The organism is Rudanella paleaurantiibacter (assembly GCF_009184635.1).
Taxonomy (GTDB): Bacteria; Bacteroidota; Bacteroidia; order Cytophagales; family Spirosomataceae; genus Rudanella; species Rudanella paleaurantiibacter.
Window position 1 is genome coordinate 344267 of sequence record NZ_WELI01000006.1, and the last position, 20055, is coordinate 364321.

The 20055-nt window shown below is 53.0% G+C and carries 22 protein-coding genes; 10 read left to right on the forward strand and 12 right to left on the reverse strand.

Annotation, left to right across the window (positions count from 1 at the left end; all coding sequences use genetic code 11):
* Positions 1–235 precede the first annotated feature (235 nt).
* The 3 genes from priA (at position 236) to F5984_RS16570 (ending at position 4399) form a co-directional block, all read left to right on the forward strand.
* Entirely contained in the window at positions 236–2749 is a 2514-nt protein-coding gene (gene priA, locus F5984_RS16560) for a replication restart helicase PriA (protein WP_152125494.1), read from the forward strand.
* Between the two features lie 452 nt (positions 2750–3201).
* Positions 3202–3819 carry a glycine zipper domain-containing protein gene (locus F5984_RS16565; RefSeq protein ID WP_221412970.1) on the forward strand — a complete coding sequence of 206 codons (618 nt, stop codon included), beginning with the start codon at positions 3202–3204 and terminating at the stop codon, positions 3817–3819.
* A 103-nt stretch (positions 3820–3922) separates the two neighbouring features.
* Positions 3923–4399: a YybH family protein gene (locus tag F5984_RS16570; protein ID WP_152125328.1), complete on the forward strand. Its 477-nt coding sequence runs from the start codon at positions 3923–3925 to the stop codon at positions 4397–4399.
* A gap of 59 nt (positions 4400–4458) precedes the next feature.
* On the opposite strand, the gene F5984_RS16575 is transcribed toward F5984_RS16570, so the two are convergent.
* Both F5984_RS16575 and F5984_RS16580 read right to left on the reverse strand, forming a co-directional pair.
* Positions 4459–5037, reverse strand: a complete 579-nt coding sequence (locus F5984_RS16575; protein ID WP_152125329.1) for an acyl-CoA thioesterase — start codon at positions 5035–5037, stop codon at positions 4459–4461.
* 309 nt (positions 5038–5346) lie between these two features.
* Positions 5347–5673 carry a HesB/IscA family protein gene (locus tag F5984_RS16580; protein WP_019988478.1) on the reverse strand — a complete coding sequence of 109 codons (327 nt, stop codon included), beginning with the start codon at positions 5671–5673 and terminating at the stop codon, positions 5347–5349.
* A gap of 149 nt (positions 5674–5822) precedes the next feature.
* Between F5984_RS16580 and mce the strand changes: the two genes are divergently transcribed.
* Positions 5823–6227, forward strand: coding sequence for a methylmalonyl-CoA epimerase (mce, locus tag F5984_RS16585; protein ID WP_152125330.1), 405 nt, complete (start codon positions 5823–5825; stop codon positions 6225–6227).
* Positions 6228–6313: 86 nt separating this feature from the next.
* Here mce and F5984_RS16590 read toward each other — a convergent pair whose 3' ends face one another.
* The 7 genes from F5984_RS16590 to galE form a co-directional block, all read right to left on the reverse strand.
* Positions 6314–6973: a response regulator transcription factor gene (locus tag F5984_RS16590; RefSeq protein ID WP_152125331.1), complete on the reverse strand. Its 660-nt coding sequence runs from the start codon at positions 6971–6973 to the stop codon at positions 6314–6316.
* 13 nt (positions 6974–6986) lie between these two features.
* Positions 6987–7796: a sensor histidine kinase gene (locus tag F5984_RS16595; RefSeq protein ID WP_152125332.1), complete on the reverse strand. Its 810-nt coding sequence runs from the start codon at positions 7794–7796 to the stop codon at positions 6987–6989.
* Positions 7797–7799: 3 nt separating this feature from the next.
* Positions 7800–8495, reverse strand: coding sequence for a hypothetical protein (locus F5984_RS16600; RefSeq protein ID WP_152125333.1), 696 nt, complete (start codon positions 8493–8495; stop codon positions 7800–7802).
* Entirely contained in the window at positions 8495–8854 is a 360-nt protein-coding gene (locus F5984_RS16605) for a hypothetical protein (RefSeq protein ID WP_152125334.1), read from the reverse strand. The genes F5984_RS16600 and F5984_RS16605 overlap by 1 nt, the downstream gene beginning before the upstream one ends.
* A 322-nt stretch (positions 8855–9176) precedes the next feature.
* Positions 9177–10034: a glucose-1-phosphate thymidylyltransferase RfbA gene (gene rfbA, locus F5984_RS16610; protein ID WP_152125335.1), complete on the reverse strand. Its 858-nt coding sequence runs from the start codon at positions 10032–10034 to the stop codon at positions 9177–9179.
* A 96-nt stretch (positions 10035–10130) separates the two neighbouring features.
* Complete coding sequence (gene rfbB, locus F5984_RS16615; RefSeq protein ID WP_152125336.1) at positions 10131–11195, reverse strand: dTDP-glucose 4,6-dehydratase; 1065 nt, start codon at positions 11193–11195, stop codon at positions 10131–10133.
* 82 nt (positions 11196–11277) lie between these two features.
* Positions 11278–12312 (reverse strand): UDP-glucose 4-epimerase GalE, encoded by a 1035-nt coding sequence (galE, locus tag F5984_RS16620; RefSeq protein ID WP_185155533.1) that lies wholly within the window; start codon positions 12310–12312, stop codon positions 11278–11280.
* Between the two features lie 140 nt (positions 12313–12452).
* Here galE and F5984_RS16625 point away from each other — a divergent pair, with 140 nt between their 5' ends.
* Complete coding sequence (locus tag F5984_RS16625; RefSeq protein WP_152125337.1) at positions 12453–13328, forward strand: transglutaminase-like domain-containing protein; 876 nt, start codon at positions 12453–12455, stop codon at positions 13326–13328.
* A 148-nt stretch (positions 13329–13476) separates the two neighbouring features.
* On the opposite strand, the gene F5984_RS16630 is transcribed toward F5984_RS16625, so the two are convergent.
* Entirely contained in the window at positions 13477–14127 is a 651-nt protein-coding gene (locus F5984_RS16630) for a 4'-phosphopantetheinyl transferase family protein (RefSeq protein ID WP_152125338.1), read from the reverse strand.
* A 126-nt stretch (positions 14128–14253) separates the two neighbouring features.
* Between F5984_RS16630 and F5984_RS16635 the strand changes: the two genes are divergently transcribed.
* The 3 genes from F5984_RS16635 to folB all read left to right on the forward strand — a co-directional run bounded on the left by F5984_RS16635 (position 14254) and on the right by folB (position 16573).
* On the forward strand, positions 14254–15156 hold the full coding sequence (locus F5984_RS16635) for a WD40 repeat domain-containing protein (protein WP_152125339.1): 903 nt from the start codon (positions 14254–14256) through the stop codon (positions 15154–15156).
* A gap of 151 nt (positions 15157–15307) precedes the next feature.
* A complete protein-coding gene (locus tag F5984_RS16640) occupies positions 15308–16204 on the forward strand; it encodes a DivIVA domain-containing protein (RefSeq protein ID WP_152125340.1) in 897 nt (298 codons plus the stop codon).
* 18 nt (positions 16205–16222) lie between these two features.
* Positions 16223–16573 (forward strand): dihydroneopterin aldolase, encoded by a 351-nt coding sequence (gene folB, locus F5984_RS16645; protein ID WP_152125341.1) that lies wholly within the window; start codon positions 16223–16225, stop codon positions 16571–16573.
* Between the two features lie 102 nt (positions 16574–16675).
* On the opposite strand, the gene ytxJ is transcribed toward folB, so the two are convergent.
* Positions 16676–17005, reverse strand: a complete 330-nt coding sequence (ytxJ, locus tag F5984_RS16650; RefSeq protein WP_019988464.1) for a bacillithiol system redox-active protein YtxJ — start codon at positions 17003–17005, stop codon at positions 16676–16678.
* A gap of 164 nt (positions 17006–17169) precedes the next feature.
* On the opposite strand from ytxJ, the gene F5984_RS16655 reads away from it, so the two are divergent.
* Entirely contained in the window at positions 17170–18447 is a 1278-nt protein-coding gene (locus F5984_RS16655) for a 3-deoxy-D-manno-octulosonic acid transferase (protein ID WP_152125342.1), read from the forward strand.
* Between the two features lie 72 nt (positions 18448–18519).
* Complete coding sequence (gene rsgA, locus F5984_RS16660; RefSeq protein ID WP_185155534.1) at positions 18520–19446, forward strand: ribosome small subunit-dependent GTPase A; 927 nt, start codon at positions 18520–18522, stop codon at positions 19444–19446.
* Here rsgA and F5984_RS16665 read toward each other — a convergent pair.
* Entirely contained in the window at positions 19443–20045 is a 603-nt protein-coding gene (locus F5984_RS16665) for a Uma2 family endonuclease (protein WP_152125344.1), read from the reverse strand. The genes rsgA and F5984_RS16665 overlap by 4 nt on opposite strands.
* Positions 20046–20055: the final 10 nt, after the last annotated feature.

Genomic DNA, 20055 nt, shown 5'->3' on the forward strand with positions numbered 1-20055 from the left:
GCTGTACGTTGGATTAAAAAGGAACGTTGAAAATCAGAGCATTCAGTCAGGGTTAAGAGGTTGAGATATATCGTACGGGTTTTGGTCGGTAGCTAAGCGCCAATCTACCTATCGGTTTGTGCAGGTCTTACTTAGTTACATTTACGACAAGCTGTGACTTGCAAACATCTTGCCAAGCTATTTGCCCATATTTCGGTAACTTTACTTCGTGAGTGAGCCAGATAATCAACTTAGCCTGCCAGACTTGGTATTTTCCCATTCGCACGAAGAAGAGGTTACTTACTTCGCGGATTTAATATTGCCTTTGCCTATTCCAAACCTGTTTACATACAGGGTTCCGAGAACGATGGTTGAGGTTATCAAAATTGGTGCCAGAGTGATTGTTCCTTTTGGTAAAAAGGATGGTCGTGTATTAACGGCTATCGTGGCAAGGCTTCATAATACTCCTCCGCCCCGGTATCAGGCCCGGTATATTCTTGAACTTCTGGATGATTACCCGCTGATTACCAGCTATCAGCTCGAGCTGTTTCGCTGGATGGCCGACTACTACATGTGCTGCATTGGCGAGGTGATGAATGTGGCTCTGCCTTCTGGGCTTAAGATTTCGAGTCAGTCGAAGGTGCAGTACAACCCCGATTTCGACTATCCTGAACTGCTCAGCCCGGAGGAGGTTACCCTACTCGAAGAGCTTAAAAAACACCCGGCCCTCACCTACGAAGAACTGGGGCGGCTGGTGGGCGAACTCAACGTACCGACCGTTATTAAGGCGTTGGTTGGGAAGCGGGCCGTCATTGTTTTTGAGGAGGTGCGGGAGAAATATGTGCCGAAAATGATTCGGAAAGTACGGCTCGGTGCCGCTTACGAAGACCGCGAAGCCTTGCTGGACCTGATTCGAAAGCTGGACAAATCGCCCAAACAGCAGGAAGTGGTTATGCGCTATCTGCGCCACGTACCGGTGCTGCTCAATTCGGCTCTTAACAGCCGGGGACTCGACAAAACGGTGCTGAATCAGGACGACGAAATCTCCCAGTCGTCGATGACTACTCTGATAAAAAACGGGATTTTTGAAACGTTCGAGGTCATTCAGCCGCGCTTTTCTGACAACCTCGCGCCCACCGTTGAAATTCGGCTTACCGAGGCTCAGCAACAGGCATCTGAAGCCATTATGGCCAAGTTTAATACGCAGAATATCGTGTTGCTCCACGGTATTACGGGTAGTGGCAAAACGGAGGTTTACATTAACCTGATTCAGCAGGCTCTTGAAAGTGGCTCGCAGGTGCTATATCTGCTTCCCGAAATCGCCCTGACCACCCAGATTGTGGTTCGGCTTCAGCGCGTTTTTGGTGATAAAATGGGTATTTACCACTCCAAGTTTTCAGACAATGAGCGCGTAGAAGTCTGGAAAGGGGTGGTATCGGGTCAGTATCAGTTTGTAGTTGGCGTGCGGTCGGCCGTGTTTTTACCGTTCGACAATCTTGGCCTGATTATCGTCGATGAAGAGCACGAAACCTCGTACAAACAGCATGACCCGGCCCCGCGCTACCATGCCCGCGACGTAGCTATGATGCTCGCCCAGTGGCAACAGGCCAAAGTGTTGCTGGGCTCGGCTACACCTTCTCTGGAGAGTTACTATCAGGCTCAGCAGGGACGATACGGACTGGTAGAGCTGTTTCAGCGGTTTGGCGATGCGACGCTGCCGCAGATTACCCTCGTGGATACGAAGGTGGAAAAGAAGCAGAAGACGATGAAAAATGAGTTTACATCGGCTTTGCTGACGGCCTTAGGTGATAATCTGGAGCGAAAAGAGCAGAGCATCCTGTTTCAGAACCGGCGTGGCTACTCGCCCTACATGCAGTGCGAAGACTGCGACTGGACGGCCGAATGTCCTAACTGCGACGTAAGCCTGACCTACCACATGAAGGTGGGCGAATTGCGCTGCCACTACTGCGGCTACAAAGAAGAAGTACCCCGTACTTGCCCCGTTTGCGGCTCCACTAAAGTGAAAACCATTGGTTTCGGGACTGAAAAGCTCGAAGATCAACTCCAGATCCTGTTTCCAGAAGCCCGGATTCTGCGCATGGACCTCGATACCACCCGGGCCAAAAATGCGTACCAACAAATTATTGAAGAGTTCGAACAGGGGAATGTCGATATGCTTGTGGGTACGCAAATGATTACCAAGGGCCTCGATTTCGATAAGGTGAGCCTGGTGGGCATTTTTGATGCCGACCGGATCATTCATTTCCCGGAGTTCAGGGCAACCGAGCGGGCGTTTCAGATGCTGACTCAGGTAAGCGGGCGCGCGGGCCGGCGGGGTGGTCGGCAGGGGCGGGTGCTTATCCAGACCAGCAACCCGCAACAGCTTATTCTCCAGAAAATCATTACCAACGACTACCGGGGCCTGTACGACGAAGAGATTCGGGAACGGCAAGATTTTAACTATCCGCCTTTCTCACGGCTGATTAAACTGACGGTTCGGCACCCGGAGCAACATATCAGTAAGCAGGCGGCCGAACGGCTGGCGGCCGAACTGACCGATACCCTCGGCAGTAGTCGCGTGCTTGGCCCCGAACAGCCATTGGTTGAGCGGATCCGTAATCAGTTTCTCTACGATATTCTGATTAAGATTGAGCGCGGCCCGGTCAACATGAAAGCGGTGAAGGAGTTTATCCGCGACCGGATCAACGATGTTCTGACCGACAAAGGACTCCGGCAGGTATCTATCGTGGTCGATGTTGACTGCCTATAAAACCTGGGCCGGTAGATAACTTCTCCGGCTCGCGTAGGTTCACAAACAAACTCGCCTTGTGTGGGCATACTTGTCAGCTTCACGATGCTCAAAAAAACGGAGCTAACATTGAGCCGGTTTTTAGATTATTCCGGGAAACATAATCCAGAGAACGAATAATTTTTAAGGTAGATTATTATTTTTTTGCCCCGTCGAGATCGGCCCATTGGCTCGTTTTCGACGGGGTTTCTCATTTCGACATATCAGGCCTGAAATGGGTGAATAGGGCCGTTTTGGGCCGAAATCGCACGCTCAGATTGCCTGAGTGCGGGCAATTCACACCCAAACAAATTCGTTATTGCCGTGTTCAGATTAATTGACTTTCTCGGGTGATTAAATAAACCATTGGTCTGATTACCTGTCAAAGAGCCAAACAGTAACGCAGTACTCAATTGGACATGAACACTAGAGCCATGAATAACAAGCAACAAAAAATCGATACCGGAACGACGTTCCGGACGATCTCGATACTGGCCTTATTAGCCATCGTTCTTTTCTCTTCATTTGCCGAAGCCCAGGTCATTCAACCGCTACGGAGCCCCCGTCAGTGGAGTCCACAGGCTAAAGGCGCCGTGATTGGCGGTGCCGCTGGTGCCGCAGCCGGTGCTATCATCCACAAGCGTAACCGTGTAGTGGGTGGGGTTGTAGGTGGTGCCGTAGGTGCCGGTGCCGGGTATGCCATCGGTAAGCGAATTGATAATAAGCGTAAAGCGGCTGCTGCCCTCGCGGCTCGCCGGGCCGAAGAAGAGCGGATTGCTGCCGCCCGTCGGGCCGACAACGAATCGTACGGGCAAGCGAACCGTGTATTGCTCGCACGGGGTAAAAAAGCACCCGCACTCGCAACAGCGGCTGGGGTAGGGGCTGGCGCTGCGGTAGCCGGAGCAGCTTATGCGGCCAACGGCACAACGCCCGCTACATTGGCACCGGCTCAGCCGACGTATATGACCAATATGGGCTACTTGCTCAACCCGACGTTTGGCGACCCAACGTCGGCCTACCCCGACTCCGAAGTTCGTCGGAAGAGCTGGTAAGCACCCTCACGGCCGTTTGAGGCTGTCAGTCGCTAATCCCAATTATGTTCACAAGGCTCGGCCCGATACAGCTTCGGGCCGGGCTGCAAAACACACTGAAATCATGATACGGAATCTTAAATTTATAAAGGCATTTTTGCCGATCTGGGTGATGGTAGCCCTGTTGTCGGCCTGTACAAAATCAGGCGACGCCGTTGATGTAAAAGACCTGAACCGGCAGTTTATTGAGGCTTGGAATAGTAAAGACAGTGAAAAAATCACGAGTTTCCTCGCCGACGATGTGCACTTTTTGCAGGGCAACACCCACTTCACGGGTAAAGCCGAAGTGTCGCAGAAGTGGGTTCGCGAAACCCTCCCGACCCTGAGCGATCTGAAAACCTACGCAGTGACCTCGGCCGTAGACGCCCAAACGGCTTACGAAGCCGGTACGTATTCGGTTGATGTGCTGCCCGATACCCCGCAGGAGCCGGGTGGCGTGGGCAAGGGGAATTTTATCCTGCTCTGGAAAAAAGCCGCCGATAATACCTGGAAGCTGAGCTACGCGCAACTCGAAGGCTTGCCGGTAGTTGCCAAACGATAAACAGACCTGATAACAGGTTCGGGGTCGGTCTTACTTCGGTAAGGCCGACCTTTTGTTTGTTAAAGGTGCAGTAGCTGCTCCAAATCGGGCGATAGCTGGCAGCGTTCAGTTGTAAGCGCCTGTATATTTTCCGGGAGCAGCATCCGATTGCGGGCATTGTCGAAATGTTCGGCGTAGTCGGTTCGCATTTCGCGTCGTTTCAGGGCTTCCAGAAACCGGCGGGCGTCTTCGGCCGTTTCGAGCAGGAGCGGGGGCACCTCGGTCGGCTTGCCCGTGTCGTCTTTGGCCACCATGGTAAAATACGAGGTGTTAGTGTGTTTGCTAACGCCCGTTTTTACGTTTTCGGCTACTACCTTAATACCCACGACGAGTGAGGTGCGGCCCACATAATTGACCGACGCCATGAGCGAAACCAGCTCGCCTACCTCAACCGGTTGCCGAAAATTGACCCCATCAACCGAAACCGTCACGCAGTACTCGCCCGCGTGTTTGGCGGCACAGGCGTAGGCTACTTTGTCCATTAGTGATAGCAGGGTGCCGCCGTGGATTTTACCGCCAAAGTTGGCGTAAGCCGGAATCATAAGCTCGGTGAGGGTAGTTTGTGAATAGCTCACGGGTTTGGCAGGTGATGCAGACATAGATGGGGACAGATTATAACAGGATATCGTCAGGGTACATAATTAACGTGAATTATGCATAATACGCACTGCAAAATCCCTGTTCTACAAGTAGTTGCTGACGCGAGGGCCTTCGACAGGCTCAGGCTGACCGCAAATTTGTGAGCTGCCAGTCAGCCTGAGCCTGTCGAAGGCCCTCGCGTCAGCCATTATGCATAATTCACGTTAATTACAAAATCCAGCGTGTTATGAGCGGCAAAGGCATAAAAAAAGACCGCACTCACGCGGTCTTTTACACCCGAAACCGGGCTTGTATGAGTCCAAAGTAGCCTACACCGAGAAGCTTTCGCCACAGCCGCAGGTACGCGAGGCATTCGGGTTTTTAAACTGAAACCCTTTGCCGTTGAGGCCGTCCGAAAAGTCGAGTTCGGTACCTGCCAGATACAACAGGCTTTTCCGATCTACCAGAATTTTGATGCCCTTATCCTCCACCAGATGGTCGGATGGCTGTTGCGTAGCGTCGAACTGAAGATCGTACATAAGGCCCGAGCAACCTCCGCCCTGTACACCTACCCGGATAGCGTGTTCGTCGGTCAACCCGTCTTTCTGACGGAGTTCAACAATCTTATTCTTAGCGCTTTCTGATACAGTTACCATCGCTGTGTCAATGAATTATGAAACGTGTAGACGGGACAATGCTCCTGTTGGAATTCGTTATCCAATCTCAAAATACTAACTTTTGCCCGGCTTGTAAAGTTCATTACCGAACGCACAGTCCGGTTTTATCTATTTTTCGAAAACGAAACATGCTAACCAACGTCGAACATATTGGCATTGCTGTTCGGAGTCTGACCCAGTCTAACGAACTCTTCCAGAAGTTACTCAATGTAGCCCCCTACAAAGCAGAAGCAGTGGAGTCGGAAAACGTAACGACTTCATTTTTCCGGGTCAACCAGACCAAGATTGAACTGCTCGAAGCCACCGACCCTAGCAGTCCTATTGCCAAGTTCATTGAGAAGAAAGGCGAGGGAATTCACCACATCGCGTTTGAGGTCGATGATATTCTGGCCGAGATGGAGCGGCTTCGGAACGAGGGTTTTACACTGCTCAATGAGAATCCCAAACTCGGTGCCGATAATAAGCTGGTTTGTTTTCTGCACCCCAAAGGGACCAATGGGGTGTTGATTGAACTGTGTCAGGATAGGGGGTGAGAAGGGGGAGGAAAAGGAGGAAGGGAGGAAAGGAGGAGGGAGCTGACACGTTAATAACTGTTGGGGCTCCATCTTCCCCCTGTCCTTTATACCAAATTATTCTTGAACGCGTAGGCAACCATGCCAGCGGTGTTTTTGGTGCCGGTTTTTTCCAGAATGCGGAGCCGGTGCCCCTCTACGGTACGGGGGCTCAGGAATATTTTTTCGCTGATTTCGGCGGTCGATAAACCTTCGCAGATGAGCTTGAGCACCTCTTTTTCGCGTTCAGAAAGGAGGATTTTACTATTGTACAGCGTAGAGGCTGGTTTGACGGCAGCCGCTGCGTTGGTCATTTTACGGAGCATCGCCCGCGACACAAACTCGTTCAGGTATACCCCCTCGTCGATCACCTTCCGAACGGCCTTCTCTACCTCTTCGGGGTCGGAGTCTTTCAGCAGGTAACCGCTAACACCCTTTTCGAGCAGGTGGAGCACCATCCGGTCTTCGTCGTGCATGGTAAGCACCACAATCTTAACCAGTGGGTGGTGTTCGCGCAGATAATCGGCGGTGGCTGTACCGTCGAGAACAGGCATTTGCAGGTCGAGCAGAACGACGTCGGGCATACGGCGCGCAATCTTGTCGATGAGCTCTTGCCCATTGGCGGCTTCCAGAATCAGGTCGAAGTCGGGGATTTGCGTCAGAATAGAAGCCATACCCACTCGAAACAGGTTATGGTCGTCGCAGAGCGCCAGTTTGATCTTACGCATTAGTCAAGGGTCGTTAAATAAGAAGGGAGGCCAATTTAGGATTTTCGAGCGGAACCTGTACAATCACACGGGAGCCCCGGCCGGGTGCCACATCGAACGTAACGTGCCCCTCAACCACGCTGAGCCGACTTTCGATGCTACGTAGTCCCAGACCCCGTTGCCGGTTTTGCTGCACCTCGTCGATATCGAAACCACGGCCATTGTCGAGTACTGCAACGCGTAGTTCGTCTTCATGCCGGAAAAACTGAATGACAATCTGACTGGCCCCCGAATGCCGAACGGCGTTGGTGACTAACTCCTGCACAATCCGGTACAGCATCACCTCCAGCGATGGAGCCACAAACTCGAAGCTGTCGTGCCCTTCCAGTTGTACCCTTACCTGATCATTGGTAGCATTGCCTACCAGTTCTTCCAGCGCGGCCAAAAGCCCAAAGCGCTCGAGGGTAGTAGGGACCAGATCGCGGCTAATGCGCCGGACATTCTTGAGCGTATCGTCGAGTAGTTGGCGGGTTTTGTAGGCCTGCGCGCGTTCGGGCGAATACCGGTCGAGGCTGCGTTCGAGTTGGTTAAGGGTCATCTTGGCTACCGAGAGCATCGTGCCGATGTCGTCGTGCAGATCCTGTGCCAGCCGTCGGCGTTCGGCCTCCTGTCCCCGAAACATGGCGGCCATCAGCTCTTGCCGGTGCCGCTCCAACATTTCCTTCACGGTAAGCTGATGGTGCGACTGCCGATGTTGATAGTAAGCCACGAAAATGACAATGAAGATAGCCATAATCAGCATAGCTATTGTCGCAATCAGCAGACTATCCGGGGGCGTTTCCATCTGTTAAAGCGTTAGGCGTCGAGCATGAGACAGCGCAATGGCTAAACCAATATTTCGGGTAATTTCTACGCATTGCTCAATAATAACCATAACCGGAAGCTTGAACGTGCCATTCCACACAAACGTGTAGTGTATAAATGGGCTCAGAAAAACACTCCCGGCATGGGCAATCAGCAAGCCGCAACAAATCCAGAACATAGGATATTCCAGTAGGTTATCGACCGGTAACTCACGAACCAGATATAGAAAAAAACGCAACACCAGCGTTAGCATCAGCACATTCTCGACCACGTACGAATACCGGTTGAGCCGGTGATTTTGCCAGTCGCTCAGGTTGGGGTTCGACCAGACAAAGTCAAAGCCGAAAAATAGGGTGAACAGCACCCCAACCACAACAATTGCCTTTTTCTCATACGTGTACGGAAACGTATGGTAAAACATAGCCAGTAGCAACAACGCCCGCACGAGCAGGTCTGCATTGAACAGCATCAGGTTATTGATGCGGTAACTGGAGGTTACAATGCTGGTCAGGTTACGAAACGTAGTCCAGCCGATAAAAATGACCACCCAGCGTAAGTAGGGCGGTTTGTCTTTGTAGCCACCAACAAACAGCAGAGGGAGTAGAATAGATAACTCCGTTGTTACTGTCAGCGGAAACTTCAGGGTATGTCGTAAAAGAGCCTCAATAAAACTCACCATTAATTCGATTGGTCACATTGATCGGGGCAACGGGCACCATCGCCGTAGATTCCCGTTTGGGCACCGTTTTCGGGCATGTCGTCTTTCAGTCCTTTGGGAGCCCGGTGTCTGTCATTACCCTGTTTGTTCATGCCTACCAGCAGGAGTCGGGGTTCACCCTCGCAATGCCCGTGGTAGATTCGAATACCGGTACAGTCGTCGTCAGCTAATATTTTCAGCAGCAATTCTTTGCTGAAGGCTTCGGCATGAACGGGCTTTGCCTGCATCTCGCACTGTTTACGGTAAGCATTAACCCATCCTCTGGCTTCGTCGTGGTTCATTTCACGGCCACACTTCTCAAACGGAAACGGTTTTTTCATGAACAAAAAGAGGAAGGTTCGCAGTAGGCAAGATAGCCCTTTTATGGGCTAAGCCGAATGGTCGAAGCCCGTCAGACGCCCAAAATGGGGGCATCTACGGGGAAGAATACGTAGTTTTACGCTATTGGAATCCGCAACAATCCCCCATTTTTGCAATCGCGTAATTATGCGCTATTAACACTGGCTTACCTTGCAGACCTTTGCGAGGTCAATGCCTAACAGCACGACATTACGTTTTTCTCATCTCATAGGTTAGGTATGAAAAAGCCGGAGCATTGCCCCGGCTTTTCTTGTTTTCACGAAGAGTGGTGAGTGGTTGCTCTTAGGCAATCGACAGCAGGTACTGACCGTACCCGCTTTTCACCAGGGGCTTGGCAATTTCGCAAAGCTGCTCCTTGTCAATAAACTTCATGCGGTAGGCAATCTCTTCGATACAGCCGATTTTGAGGCCCTGCCGTTCTTCAATCACCTGCACAAACTGCCCTGCCTGCATCAGAGAGGCAAACGTGCCGGTGTCGAGCCAGGCAGTACCCCGGTCGAGTACACCTACTTTTAGCTTACCGCGCTCCAGGTACACCCGGTTTATGTCGGTAATTTCCAGCTCACCGCGGGGCGAGGGCTTAATATTCTTGGCGATCTCGACCACGTCGTTGTCGTAGAAATACAGACCGGGCACGGCGTAATTCGATTTGGGCTCGGTTGGCTTCTCTTCGATCGAGAGTACGTTAAACTGCTCATCGAACTCCACCACACCGTAGCGTTCGGGATCGTGCACCTGATAGGCGTACACCACGCCCCCGTCGGGGTCGTTGTTAGCCTGCAACAACTTCGATAGGCCGGAGCCGTAGAAAATGTTATCGCCCAGAACCAGTGCTACCTTATCGTTGCCGATAAACTCCTCACCGATGATAAACGCTTGTGCCAGACCGTCGGGGCTGGGTTGTTCGGCATAGCTGAACGAGCACCCAATCCGCGAGCCATCGCCCAGCAGCTTCTCGAAGTGCGGCAGATCATGCGGGGTCGAAATGATCAGGATTTCGCGAATGCCCGCCAGCATCAGAATCGAAAGCGGGTAGTAAATCATGGGCTTGTCGTAAACAGGCATCAGCTGTTTCGAAACGGCAAGCGTCAGGGGGTGAAGGCGGGTGCCGGAGCCTCCGGCCAGGATGATTCCTTTCATGTTTTTATTGAGTGATTGAGTGATTGGGTGATAGAGTGATTGTACAAGGCCGACTTGGAAACTATTCACTCATTCGCTCAATCACTCATTCGCCAATTACCGGTTAGCGTACATGTCTTCGTAATACTTCTGGTAGTTACCCGACGTGACGTTGTCGAGCCACTCCTGGTTGGCCAGGAACCAATCTACTGTTTTTTCGAGGCCCTCTTCAAACTGAAGCGACGGTTTCCAGCCCAGTTCGTTCATGATCTTGCTGGCGTCGATGGCGTAGCGCAGGTCGTGCCCGGCCCGGTCGGTTACGTAGGTGATCAGTTTGGCCGATGTGCCCTCTTCACGGCCCAGCTTGCGGTCCATGATCGAGCAAAGCAGGTGAACCAGATCAATGTTTTTCCACTCGTTAAAGCCGCCAATGTTGTAGGTTTCGCCCAGCGTGCCGTTGTGGAAAATAGTGTCGATAGCCCGGGCATGATCGACCACGTACAGCCAGTCGCGCACGTTCTCGCCCTTGCCATATACCGGCAGGGGTTTGTTCGTCTGGATGTTGTGAATCATGAGCGGAATCAGCTTCTCGGGGAAGTGATTGGGGCCGTAGTTGTTCGAGCAGTTGCTCAGTACCACGGGCATTTTGTACGTGTTGCCGTAGGCCCGCACAAAGTGGTCCGACGCAGCCTTAGAAGCCGAGTAAGGCGATTGGGGGTCGTAAGACGTTGTCTCGAGGAAAAACTCCTCGGGGTTGTGCAGCGAGCCGTACACCTCATCGGTCGAAACGTGGTAGAAACGCTTGCCTTCAAAGCCGGTCGGGCTGTCTTTCCAGCAGTTTTTGGCCGCGTTGAGCAGGTTTACGGTGCCTACTACGTTGGTCATTACAAACGACATAGGGTCGGTAATAGACCGGTCTACGTGCGACTCGGCCGCGAGGTGAATTACCCCATCCGGCTGAATTTCAGCGAACATAGCGTCGAGGAACGCAGCATCTGTAATATCGCCTTTGACGAACGTATAATTGGGCGCGTGCTCAATGTCGGTGAGGTTGGCCAGATTACCCGCGTAGGTCAGCTTGTCGAGATTGACAATGCGGTACTCAGGGTATTTGGTCACAAAAAGCCGGACTACATGGGAGCCGATAAAGCCGGCACCGCCGGTAATTACAATTGTTTTCATGGTAGTAGTTTGTGGTTTATAGTTTATCGTTTGTAGTGTATCGGGCATAGGGTGCCAGAAACCACAAAGAATGAACCATAAACTAACTCAAAGTCTGCTGCCAGCGCCAGGCGTCCTGCAAGGCATCGGCTAATGATCGCTTGGCGGTCCAGCGCAGGCCTTCGGTGGCTTTGCTGACGTCCGCATATATCTGCTCAATATCACCCGGCCGGCGAGGCCCCAGCGTGTACGGTAACTTAATGCCGTTAATTTCCTCAAACGTGTTGATCAACTCCAATACTGAGGCACCCCGTCCTGTACCAATGTTGAAAATGTCGTAGAACGAGTCGGTATTTTTCTGGTTGAGCAACTGCAAGGCGCTCACGTGGGCGTCGGCCAGGTCCATCACGTGAATATAGTCACGGATGGCCGTACCGTCGGGCGTGTTGTAATCGTTCCCGTGAATGGTGAGGCTTTCGCGCTGCCCGGCTGCTACTTGCAACAGGTAAGGCACCAGGTTGGCCGGTACACCTCTGGGCAGCTCCCCGATGAGGGCCGAGGGGTGCGCACCAATCGGGTTGAAGTACCGCAGCGAGATAGCCTTAACGGGCATCACGGCTGCCACGCAGTCGCGGATAATATCTTCGCACATGGCTTTGGTGTTGCCGTAGGGCGACGAGGCTGGCAGCCGGGGCGTAGCCTCGGTTACGGGGAGCCGCTCAGGTTGGCCATACACCGTGCACGACGACGAGAACACCAGATTGTGCACCTGATACTTGGGCATCAGTTCCAGCATAACCATCAGCGAGTTGAGGTTATTCCGGTAGTAGAGCAGGGGTTTCTGTACCGACTCACCCACGGCCTTGGATGCCGCAAAGTGAATAATGCCGATGGGGCGCTCGCTGGCGAAGATCGTCTCCATCGCATCGGCGTCGTTGCAGTCGGCTTCGTAACAGGTAAGTCGGCGCCCCAAAATTTGTTCCAGGCCGTTGAGTATGTTCTTCTCGGAGTTCGAGAAATTATCAACGATAATTGGTTCAAAACCGGCTGCAACCAGGGAGACAGCTGTGTGCGAACCGATAAAGCCGGCACCGCCTGTCACCACAATTTTCGACACTGTATTGTCTGCGGGAGTCAAATCGTTTTTTGTAAAATTTTGTTCTTATTTTAGGGTAGCGTACAGCAGAGCGACCCAAAAATCGGACAAAACTATAAAATTCAGTTTCTTTCTGAAAGGAGTATTTATCCTGTGTCAGACAGACTGAGTACCAAACGTGTATGAACGACAGCGAGATTAAAGCTCTTATATCCCTTCTGGACGACGAAGACCGTGAAGTGGCCGATCATGTGGAGCAGCGAATTCGGGAGTTGGGCGGTCAGTTAATTCCGTATCTGGAATCGGAATGGGAGGGCAGCTTTAACCCGCATTTTCAAAAAAAGATTGAAGAGCTGATACATGACCTTCAGTACCAATCGGTGCTGGAACGCATCCGCGACTGGCGCAACGGGGGCGGTATGGACCTACTCGAAGGGCTCTGGATTGTGGCTACTTACCAGTACCCCGATCTCTCGCTTGAAAAATTGCGGCAAGACCTCAACCAACTGTATTACAAAGTATGGCTCGATGTGGGTACGGATATGCACCCCGTGGATCAGGTAAAAGCCCTGAACAATGCTTTTTTTAATACGCTGGGCTTTGCGCCCAACTCGAAGCATTTTCATTCGCCGGCCAACTCGATGATCAATCAAGTGCTGGAGTCGCGCCGGGGAAACCCCATCTCGTTGTGCGTGATTTATATGCTGATGGCCCGTAAAATTGGCATGCCCATCTACGGCGTAAACCTGCCCAACTTGTTTGTACTGACCTACAAACAGCCCAACGGGGTGCAGTTTTACATCAACGTGTTTACACGGGGGCTGGTGTTCTCGAAAAACGACATCGACCACTACATCGGTCAGCTGAACCTGAAACCAAACGATATTTTTTATCAGCCCTGCTCCAACATCGACATTGTTCGCCGGACGCTCCGTAACCTCATGCTGGCGTTTGAGAAAAAAGGCGATTCGGACCGGGTCAAAGAGGTCGAAGCCATTCTGGATGCCGTGCAGGATGAGGGCGACGGTATGCCCCTGTCTGACTATTCGCAGCGGTAAACGTTCGTTGTACAACTTTGACCGCACGGGCCTACGTGAATGTACAATGTAAAATGCATGATTGAGAATTGGGTTATCTATTGATAATCGGACTTTTATTATGCACTTTACACGATTCGTTGCACATCACTGAGGTCCGTGCGTTGCTTTACGGACAGGCCACAGCCAGCAGGCCCGGCCCAATAGCCCAGCAGTGAATCTGTAAGGTTTCTTCATGGTCGGGCAGGCGCACATGTCCCGTCAGGCGCTCGGCTCCATCGGCAAAGGGCTCAATGTGAAGATGCTCACGGAAAGTAAGCTGCCGTTTCCCGTAGAGTTTATACAGGCACTCCTTGGCGCACCAGTATACCGCCAGCCGGTCGGCACGGCCGGATGCGTGTTCAATTTCGGCTTCCGACAGGACTCGTGGTACTACCCGCGTAAACTGCGCCCGGATAGGCTCTATGTCAATTCCCACGGGGCGGTTTTGGTGCCATACAGCAGCCGCCCAGCCTCCCGTATGAGAGATGGAAATATGCGCCGGGCTACCGGCCGGTTCGGGCTGGAGAAGGTGCGGCTTACCGTATTCATCTTTGACCAGACCCCGATACGGATACTGGTGTGCCTGAGCGAGTGTCTGAACCGCCACCCGGCAGGCGAGCCACTCGACCCGCTGATTGGGGTGCGTGATGCCGTCCAGATCGGCCTGTTCGGGGGCCGTGAGTACCAGACGAGCACGTAACGTGGGCTCATCTTCCTCAATGCGCCAGAGTACCACCCGGCAGTCGGGGTTGAGGGCAAACGTTGTGTGGAGGGGCATGGGGCAAAAGTCGGAAGTCTGTATGGGAAAAAGAAAGGTTTGCCGACCTTTGTCGGGTAAGTCGTTCGGGAACGGTAGCAGAAAAAGGAGAGAAGGCTCAGAGCGACCGCATCGCGCAAATTACCCATGAACGTTCAGAAACTTGATACATTTGGCGGCCACCGCGACGGGGTGTATGCCCTCGAAGCGGGCCCAACAGCCGACAGTTTTTTTTCGGCGGGCGGAGACGGCATGGTGGTACGCTGGCAGCTCGACCGGCCCGATCTGGGTAGCCTGGTAGCGCAGGTGCCCGCGTCGGTGTACGCTCTGCATTACGAGCAGGATCGTAACCGGCTTTGGGTGGGGCAAAACTACGAGGGCCTGCACCTGATTGACCCCGCAAACCGCGTGGAGGTAGGGTCGTTGAAGTTGACCAACGCGGCCATTTTCGATATAAAGCAGTATGCCGATACGGTTTTTGTGGCTTTGTCGGATGGCGTTGTGGTGGTGCTCGACGCGCAACAGTTGGCGGTGCGTCGGCATCTGAAAGCCTCGGATCAAAGTGCCCGCTGTATAGCTATTAACCCAGTCGAGCGCGAGTTAGCCGTGGGCTACAGCGACCATCAGGTGCGTATTTTCGACCTGAACACGCTGGCGCTCAAGCACACGCTGTCGGCGCACGTCAACTCGGTGTTTACGGTGGCCTACACCCCCGACTTTCAAACGCTTATTACAGGTAGCCGCGATGCCCGGCTCAAAAGCTGGGACGCCGAACAGGGGTACGCCCTTCGGCAGGAAGTGGTGGCCCATATGTTTGCCATCAATCACGTGACCTTCAGTCCCGACGGTCAGCTGATGGCCACGGCCAGTATGGATAAATCGATCAAGATTTGGGATGCGCAGACCCTTCGGTTGCTGAAAGTGGTAGACCGGGCACGGCACGCTGGTCACGGTACCTCGGTGAATCGACTGTTGTGGAGTGCCTACCAAAACATGCTCCTCTCGGCCAGCGACGACCGGACTATTTCGGTCTGGCAGGTTGGAAAGTAAGGCAATCCGAATTTCAGGCCGACCGGCAGTCTTGTGGGCGTGCGTGTTCCTTTGGCACATTTTATGCCTAATACTTTTCAATTACGCGTAAAGAACTTTACTTTCACGCTGACACAATTGCTTTCGACCCTACATCAATTAGGCGCATCGTATGAAAATCACGCCCATAGAGATTCGGCAACACACCTTTGAAAAGGGTTTACGCGGCTACCGTACCGACGAGGTAGACGCTTTCCTGTCGTCGCTCTCGCAGGAGTGGGAGCGGGTAGTTGGCGAGCAGAAGATGCTGAAAATGCAGCTTGAACTGGCTGAAAAAGAGCTCAATAAGTTAAAAGAGGTAGAGCTGACTCTGTTCAAGACGCTCAAAACCGCCGAAGATACCAGCAGTCAGATTACCGATCAGGCTACCAAAGCCGCTGAACAACACCTGGCCGAGGCCCGCCGTAAAGCCGACGATATGCTGGCCGATGCGAAGAAAAAATCATCCATGATGATTCAGGACGCGCAAAATCAGGCCCGGTATCTGAAAGACAATATTCTGAACGACCTTAAGGCGATGGAGCACGACTTCAAAGCCATGGAGCGCTACAAGGATACGCTGGTGGCGCAGATCAAAACGCTGTCGGCCAATGCTATGGATAGCGTAGATCGGTTCGAGAAGAAGTTTGCCAAGCAATCGTTTAAGGGGAAAATTGACGAGGTAGCTACGCAGATCAAGGAAGAACAGCGCGAGGCTGAGAAACAGGCACAGGCTGCCCAACCTCAACTGGCCGCTGCCGGGCTTGCTGCCGAAACCGGTACGCCCACCGCTACCCCCGAAACCGGGCGGGATGCCATTGCCGAAGTGGCCGATATGCCTACTGGCGACGAGTTAGTAGAGCCGCCAACGTCGCGCGGGCCGGAGGTGGACCCCTCAGCCGAACTGGTGCAGCAGGTAGATGAGGCCGTGCAGATTACCACTGCCGAAGTAATGCCTGAACCCACTCCGCAACCTGAATCACAACCCGCCGAACCCAAACAGGGCGGCTCATTTTTTGACCAGATTTAAGGCCTTTAGGCCACCCGCATGGGAACCATCGCGTTAGAAGGACTTGAATTTTTTGCCTACCACGGATTTTACGACGAGGAGCAGAAGATTGGTAATAAATACTCCGTCGACATTGTTGTGACGGTCGATTTTTCGGAAGCAGCCCGGCAAGACCGGCTTAGTGCAACCGTCAACTACGAGGAGTTATATCGGATTACAACCCGGGTGATGCAGCGCCCGGCCCGTTTGCTGGAGCATATTGCCCACAGTATCATTACCGAGATTCGGCACGTGTACCCAACCGTGGCCGATGTGGAGGTGAGTGTTTCTAAATTCAATCCGCCGGTTGGGGGAGTTTGTCACCGAGCCCGAATCACATTGAGGGGGTAAAGGGGAAAAAAGACAAGGGAGGAAAGGAAAAAGAGAGAAAAAGGAACGTTGCATTGCAAACCTTTTCTCCCTTTTTCCTTTCCTCCCTTGTCCGCTTAAATACTATACCGCCTGTTGCAGAGCCTGGAACGAGATAGCCATGTGCGAGGCATCGTACACGCATTCGCCGTTGTGAATCAGCAGCGCCTGGGGCGACTCGTGCTCAACTCCAAACTCACCCGCAATCTTGTTGGAGATGGCCCGGTACTGGAGCAAATCCAGATAATATGGCTTAATTCCGGCGGCATCGTTCCAGTTGCGTTCGAGCCGGCTGTAGGCCATAGCACTGATGGAGCAGGTTGTGCTGTGCTTGAAAATCAGCACCGGCTGCTGAGCCGATTCTTCTTTGATAATGGCTAATTGACTTTCGTCGGTCAGTTTATTCCAGTTCATGCGAACGTGATGCTTATTTGCACTAAAAAAGGTTTTCGGGCCTGAAAAGTTCGACCTTTGCGCAACCGGGCCAACCGTCTGTTACCGGTTTCGTTGGCGGGCGTACTGTCGGGGAGTCTGATTGGTGTACCTTTGTCGCTTCATTAACCAATCGGATTTGAGGCTTGTTTTCTCCTCTTTATAACACGTCGATTCGGCTGTATGCCGGTTTGCTGAGGCTGTTGGCCCCGTTCAACCCCAAGGCCCGGCAGTGGGTGGTGGGTCGGCAGGACTGGCGAACCCAGCTCGCGCAAAAACTGGCCGGCAACACGGCCCCGCTGGTGTGGTTTCATGCCGCTTCGCTGGGTGAGTTTGAGCAGGGGCGCCCTGTAATCGAAGCCTTTCGGGCGCAGTACCCGGCCTACAAGATTTTGCTCACGTTTTTCTCGCCTTCTGGCTACGAAGTGCGTAAAAACTACGCCGGGGCCGACTATATCCTGTATTTGCCTGCCGATACGCCCGCCAACGCCCGTGATTTTGTGCGGCTCGTGAGGCCGCAACTGGCGTTTTTTATCAAATACGAGTTCTGGGCCAATTACCTGCACGAGCTACGGGCGGCTGGCGTGCCTACGCTATCCTTTTCAGCCATTTTTCGGCCGGGGCAGCTTTTCTTTAGGTCGTGGGGTGTGAAGCCGGTGCAGCGGTTTTATCGCGAAATCCTGACCTGTTTCGCCCATATTCTGGTGCAGAATGAAGAGTCGGTGCGGCTGCTCCGGCAAATCGACATTACGGACGTTACACGGGCGGGCGACACCCGTTTCGACCGGGTAGCGCAGGTCGCGGCCGCCCGTAAAGTAATTCCGTTGGCGGCTACGTTTAAGGCTGGTCAGCCGCTGTTGGTGGTGGGAAGCGCATGGCAGGCCGATATGCAGGTGCTGATTCCGTTTCTGAACGCGTTTGAACAGCCGCTGAAGGTGATTGTGGCCCCGCACGAAATCCACAACGACGAAATTGAGCGGTGGCGGGCACAGCTCAAGCGGCCATCGGTGCGGTACTCAGCGTTGCTCAACCAAACAGCCGATGCCGCCGACAGCGCCGTGCAAACGCTTTTCATCGATAATATCGGTTTGCTCTCGTCGCTGTATCAATACGGCGAATTTGCCTACATCGGCGGAGCTTTTGGAAAGGGACTGCATAATATTCTGGAAGCTGCCACCTTTGGCGTGCCCGTCTTTTTTGGGCCTAATTACCGCAAGTTTCAGGAAGCCGTGGATCTGGTAGCCGAGGGGGGCGCCTTTACTGTGGCCGACACAGTCTCCCTTGCCGACGCGTTTGCCCGCCAATATCCCAACCCCGCGCAGGCGGCTCAAATCAGCCGGGCCTACGTGGAGCGGAACATTGGCGCAACAGCAAAGGTTATGGAGGTGGTCGCTACCTTGATGCGCAAACAAGCGAACGAGTAACACGCACAGGCTATCCGTTCACGCTTTTACTTCGTTTCACCGACTCAATTTCACGTTTTCACTCTCTGAATCTTGCAAAAAGGATTAGTAATTCGCTCAACGGGCTCGTGGTATGACATCCGCAATGAGGATGGACATGTGTATCAGGGGCGGCTGAAAGGGAAGTTCAAAATTAAAGGTCTTAAAGTGACCAACCCTATCGCTGTGGGCGACCGCGTGCAGTTTGAGGTTGAAGATGTGACCGAGAATACGGCTGTTATTCTGGACATCGACCCGCGCGAAAACTACATTATCCGGCAATCGGTGCATAAAACCGCCCACGGGCATATTCTGGCAGCCAATATTGATCAGGCTGTTATGCTGGCTACGCTTACCCTGCCCCGTACCTCGCTCGGGTTCATCGACCGGTTTCTGGTCACGGCCGAGGCCTTTCGGATTCCGACGACGGTGGTGTTCAACAAGACTGACATCCTGAACGATGAGGGCCTGGGTTACCAGCAGGAAATCATGGATATGTACGAGTCGATTGGGTATAGCTGCCTGGCTACCTCGGCCACCGAGGGCGATGGCGTAGAGGCTTTTCGGCAATTGCTCGACCACAAAATCACGCTTCTGTCGGGGCATTCGGGGGTGGGGAAGTCATCGCTGGTGAATGCCGTGGCACCGGGTTTGAACTTACGCACCAACGAGGTGTCGACGTTTGCCAACAAGGGGGTGCACACAACCACCTTTGCCGAGATGTTTGAGCTGGCTCCCGAAACGTTTATTATCGATACGCCGGGCATTAAAGAACTGGGGCTGGTTGATATGGCGAAGGAAGAAATAAGTCATTACTTCCCCGAAATGCGCGACCGGCTCAATCAGTGCCGCTTTAATAATTGCCTGCACGTGAATGAGCCGGGTTGCGCGGTGAAAGAAGCGGTTGGCGAGGGCAACATTGCCGAATCGCGCTACATGAGCTACCTCAGTATGCTCGATGGCGGAGACAACCGGCGTTAAAGTATTCCTTCTTCGGTTAGTAACGACAGTACGTTCAGCGTGAGGCCGTCCATGACCGGTACGGTAGCATCCCAATTGAACGTGAGCCACGGCTCGTTGGGGGTAGCTACCAGTACTTTGCGGGTTTGTGTAGTAATCCAGATAACGCGTTCGGTGCCAAAGGCCAGCATAGCCTCGGTTTTTTCGTAGATGTACTCCCGCTCTTTACCGGGGTAAGCCTCCGGGTCTACTTTGATATCGACCTCAACAACAACCTTGGGAGCCACATCGAAAAACTTACCCCGGATGGTTACCTTCTCTTTCTCATAGAAGGCAATGTCGTTGGCCAGATTATCGCCCAGTTTCAGGTGTAAGCCCGGCTCATTCGTCACAACCCAATAGGCTTTTCGGTCGGCGTTTGATGCCAAATACAGGTGTAAGGCCGAGACAATAATGGCCTGAAGGTCGCTGCACCCCATAATCTCGCTGGCGGTTTTTCGCTTGGCTAATACATCCTTATAGCCCTTCCGATATAGAGGGCGGCCGTTGAGTGTTTCGTAAATCAGGTAAGACGGTATCGACTCAGTCGGTATGTCGAGCGCTTGCGTTTGGATGCTCATAACCGGTTTA